This is a genomic window from Thiorhodococcus mannitoliphagus (genome assembly GCF_010915725.1).
Classification (GTDB): domain Bacteria; phylum Pseudomonadota; class Gammaproteobacteria; order Chromatiales; family Chromatiaceae; genus Thiorhodococcus; species Thiorhodococcus mannitoliphagus.
On record NZ_JAAIJR010000225.1, the window covers coordinates 1 to 4,745 of the forward strand.

At 63.5% G+C, this 4,745-nt stretch carries 3 protein-coding genes; 2 read left to right on the forward strand and 1 reads right to left on the reverse strand.

The genetic code is table 11. From position 1 onward, the window contains the following. Window positions 1–289: 289 nt before the first annotated feature. The gene (locus G3480_RS29130; protein ID WP_164656953.1) at window positions 290–3,337 is read right to left on the reverse strand and encodes a Cache 3/Cache 2 fusion domain-containing protein; all 3,048 of its coding nucleotides are present in this window, start codon (window positions 3,335–3,337) and stop codon (window positions 290–292) included. Window positions 3,338–3,565: 228 nt separating this feature from the next. On the opposite strand from G3480_RS29130, the gene G3480_RS25110 reads away from it, so the two are divergent. After that, entirely contained in the window at window positions 3,566–3,892 is a 327-nt protein-coding gene (locus tag G3480_RS25110; protein WP_164656954.1) for a hypothetical protein, read from the forward strand. Between the two features lie 200 nt (window positions 3,893–4,092). After that, window positions 4,093–4,745, forward strand: a 653-nt coding sequence (locus tag G3480_RS25115; protein ID WP_164656955.1) for a helix-turn-helix domain-containing protein, incomplete at its 3' end; no start/stop codon positions are given.

Here is a 4,745-nt window from a genome sequence, read left to right on the forward strand (position 1 = left end):
AACGGTTCTGCCTGGCGCCAAAAATCATCGGACATCTCTTGAAAGGCCATGGCATCCTCGATACGCGTGATTGTCGTACCTAAGATACTATCTTATTTGGCATTTTAATTATTAAGCATTTTCTGTTCCGGATATCCTCTAAAGCAGAAGACTGGCCAGAAGGATGATCGACGCCAACTTTCTTGAGCATGATCTCGCATCAAGACACCCTCTGCGTGCGCGTGACTATTGCACACTTTGATCACCCTTGCGGCCGGAATCCGTCACCGGTCACCAGTCTAAGCGGGCGTCAGCCAAGGATCGGCAAGCGTTGATGATCATCGGCGTCGAGGTGCTCGCAATGGTGCTGCAAGGCGTAGATCTGCTCGATTGTTTCCGCCGATAGCGCGGCAAAGCGATCGACCAGGATCCGCCCTGCCTGCTCGCGCTCGCCAATGTCGGCATGGCGCAGCACGTCGCCGGCACAGAGGTGGAACTGGGCATGCTTCGTGCGCAATCCTTCGTAGGATTGGGCTGACTTGAAGCGCTGTCCCTGCCCATAGATCCACTGACCGAGCGCACACTTGTCGTCACAGGATACAAGGGCCGGGTCCTGTGGCTCACTGCGTCCCTCGACGACGCGGCGCAGCTTCTTCGACCATTGTTTGTGACCTTCGACGAAGCTCTCGAAATCAATCTCATCCGCGGCGGATTGCGTGCGCTGACGGTCGCTCGGTGGCAGCAGACGAAACACAGAGACGGTCTGACTGAGGTCCCGAGTCTGCTCCTCCAGGCTCTCAGCCGCAGCCGCGGCCTCTTCGACCAAGGCGGCGTTGCGCTGCGTCATCTCATCCATTTCTGTGACCGCCTGCGCCACCTGGCTGATGCCGGCTTCCTGCTCGCGGCTGGATGCCGCGATCTCGCTCACCAGACCCACGACCTGCTGGAACGAGCCCAGGATATCTTCCATGGTGCTGCCGGCCTGGCTAACCAGGACAGAGCCGCTCTCTACCCGCTTGACCGAATCCTCGATCAATGACTTGATCTCGCGGGCCGCCTGACTGCTGCGTTGCGCCAATGTGCGCACCTCGTTGGCCACGACGGCAAAGCCGCGTCCCTGCTCACCCGCGCGGGCCGCTTCCACTGCCGCATTGAGTGCAAGAATATTGGTCTGGAAGGCGATGCTGTCGATGACCGCGATGATGTCCGCGATCTTGTGGCTGGACTCCTCGATCCCGCTCATGGTCGTCACCACCTGCTGGACCAGACCGCCGCCGGCCACCGCCTTGGTATTGGCGGTCTCCGCAAAGGTGCTCGCGCTCTTGGCGTTCTGCGCGTTCTGCTTGACCGTGGCGCTGAGTTCTTCCATGGAACTCGCGGTCTCCTCAAGGCTGCTCGCTTGTGCTTCGGTGCGCTCGGACAAGTCCGCGTTGCCGGCAGCGATCTCGCGCGCGGCGGTGTGGATGGCGTCGGTGGTCCCGCGGATTTGCTCGACCAGATCCTCCAAGCGCTCGACCGTCGCGTTACTGTCGTCCTTGAGTTCGGCAAAGCGGCCTTTGTAGCGCCGATCGATCCGCTGCGTGAGGTCGGCGCGGGCGAGCGCGCGCAAGACCACCGACACGTCCTCAATGGCCCGGGCAACGATCTCGGTGAGCTTGTTCATGCCCTCCGCCAGGTCGCGGAAGAATCCGGTCTTGCCCTCCACCGTCAAGCGACGGCTGAAATCCCCGAGCGCGACGGCATCCAGAAGCGCGTCCAGCTCAGCCTCCGCGGCGACTTCGACACTGCGGTCGGTCCATTCAGCGACCGAGCCGATGCGAATGCCGTCTGCATCCAAGACCGGGGCCGCCGTCACCGCAAAGGTCCGGCCGCCCAAAGTCACCTGTGAAACCGCAGTCCCCTGCAACTTCTCGAGGAATCCCGCGTCACGGCCGAGTCCGCCGCCAATGGCTTCGAATCCACAGCCGATCAGGGCCTCGGCGTCGAAGTCGGGTGTCAACCTGCGGATATCGACTTGCGCCTCGTGCATCAGGCGCGCGAAGGCGCGATTGACGTAGATCAGCTTGCCGTCGGTGTCGGCGACCATCAGGGCTGTGGAGGCTTCGTCCAAGGCGCTGCTGAGGCGCTGCATCGCGAGCGCCGCACGGCGCGCGTCGCAACGGCGCTCGGACAGGGCCTTCTGCATGCTGTCGAGGGAGCGCAAGAGGGTACCGATCTCGTCGCTACGATCTGTCTGGATCCGATTGCTGTAGTCACCGCCACCGATGCGATCAAGAACCTCGACGACAGCTTCCAGCGGCCGAGCGATCATTCGGCGTGTCATCAGGATCAGGATGGCGGCCACCGCGAGGAGCAGCAGCCCGGCGGCGATCAGCATTGCAGTGCGCATCAAGCGACTGTCCTGGGAGAAGTCGTCGAGGTCGGTGACCCCGGCGATGATCCAGTCCCAGTCTTGGAAGGTCGCGAAGGCGACGAGCTTGTCTCGCGTGCGCTGCGTGCCCTTGTCCGTCCAGGGATAGCGGATCACCCCCGTGCCCTGCGCGAGCATCTCGGCGATGAAGCGTCCACCATTCGCGTCCTCGGCATCTAGAATCACCGCGCCCTCTTGGGGCGCGCGCACGACCAGCTCGCCGTAGCGAGAGCCTGGCCTGGCATTGAGGACGAAGAAATAACCCCTTTCGTCGAGGTGGAGATGAGCGATCTCCTGCGTCAGCGCATTGATGCCAGCGCTGAAATCGATCCCGACGAAGCGCGCGCCGATAACCACACCGTCCGTCGTGATGGGGGCATAGCGGGCGAAGTAGTCGCGCCCGAAGAGCGTGGTCTTACCGGTGTAACCGCGGCCTTCGAGCAGCGCTTGGTAGGCTGGATGATCGGTGGCGAGCGCGGTGCCGACCGCGCGCTGCCCCTGCGCGTCTTTGAGCGAGGTCGCTATGCGGACGAAGGCGTCGCCGTCACGCACGAAGAGCGTTGCCACTGAATCTGTCGCGGCGGCAAGCCGGTCCAACTGGGTGGGGCTCAGCGTCAGCGGGAGCTCCCCCGCGCGCAGCGTCGGAATCTCGCGGCCGCCGATCATCGTGCGTGCCCCGCGATCGAGTGTCAGAGGCTCCGGCAGCTGGCTGGAGAACAGTGCCAGCAACCGCCTGCTTTCAGCGCGCAACGCCCCGTCGTAGCTTCTGACCATGGACAGGATCAAGTCCCTTTGCGCTCGAAGCGCAGCCGTGCCTTTGTTCTCCAGCAAACGGCCTGATTGTGCGCTCAACCACCAGGTAAACCCGGAGAGGGCGAGCGCGATCAATGCTATGAGCGTGATGGTCAGTTTGGTGCCGACCGATTGCGGGAGCGCTTCTCGTGCCATGAATAAGGTGACCTGTGAATCGATGGGAGGAGCGCGGCGGCTTGAACGGAATCGCCGGGGGGACCCAGCCGCTCCCCAAACTCGTTGACGCGCGGGCAGTGCAGGCGCGAGTGGACTGATCGGGAAATACCGCAACGACTCCGACGCCCTGACAGCGAGGCGCCCCATCACGACCTGATCAGGATAGCAATGACTATAATCGCGCGCTCATGCGGTCCGAGTTGACGCATGTCACGAAACGCATGCTCCGATCGCGCAAACGCGACCCGATCGACGTCCGAGGGGGGCTCATCACCGCTTTCGGCACCGGAGCCTTCGGTCGAGTCGATCACGGCCGCGAGCCATGAGCAGAACGATCGCATCGCCCAGGTCGCACAGGTCCTTACCCGAATGGACGACGTCACCCAGCAGAACGCGACCCTGGTCGAGGAAGCGGCCGCTGCGGCGGAAGGCATCGCAGAGCAGAGCAGCGCGCTGCTTCGCGCAGTCAGCGTACCGAGGCGCCGCCAGCCCGCTTGGCCGCACCGTCGATGCCTACGAGACAAGCGGCGTTGACCCGCCTTGCCCAAGCGCGGCCGGCAGCGCCGCGCGAGGACGACCAATGCGCAACCTTCTAGGCGCAGGGGAGGCAGTCTCGCCCCAAGGGATCACAGGCTGCTCCTAGTGGTCTAGAGTGAAAGTCCTAATACTGTTTCTGGGCGATCGATGGCATCCTACTCATCTGTCTTGAGTTTCGCCGATGAGTTGATGACACGATGCCACGCTGTACCCCGATTCCCGTTTCCCTCACCGACAAAGAACGTACCCAGTTGGAGGCGTTGGTGCGTCAGCACACCACGGCGCAGCAACTGGCGACCCGAGCCCGAATCATTCTCGCCGCCGACGCCGGCACGGGGGTGCACGAAACGGCCGCCACGTTGCAGGTCAGTCGCTCGTTGGTCCAACGCTGGCGCCGCCGCTGGCGCGAGCGCGCGGATCACCCGGTGCTCGAGCGTCTGAGCGATAATCCGCGTTCGGGGACACCCCCGACCTTCACCCCCGAGCAGATCTGCGCCATCATTGCCCTAGCGTGCGAGCCTGCGGTTCGCGAGGGGGTGAAGCTGGCGCGCTGGACCCATGAGGACTTGGCCGAAGAGGCCAAGGCGCGTGGGATCGTCGACGCCATCTCCGCGCACTCCATCGGACGCTTCTTACGCGAGGTCGATCTCAAGGCGCATCGCGTGCAAGGCTGGATCAACACCCCGCGCGATGGTGATTTCGCCGAGCGCTGTCGGGATGTCTGCGAGACCTATCGCCTGGCCCCGGAACGTGCCGCCGAAGGCATTGAGACCCGCAGCATCGACGAGATGACCGGAGTGCAAGCCCTTGAGCGCGCCGCACCGACTCAGTCCGTTCGCCCGGGACGCCT

Coding starts and splice junctions, on each gene's coding strand:
- G3480_RS25110 (WP_164656954.1), top strand. CDS start 3,566: ATGTCACGAAACGCATGCTCCGATCGCGCAAACGCGACCCGATCGACG.
- G3480_RS29130 (WP_164656953.1), bottom strand. CDS start 3,337: ATGGCACGAGAAGCGCTCCCGCAATCGGTCGGCACCAAACTGACCATC.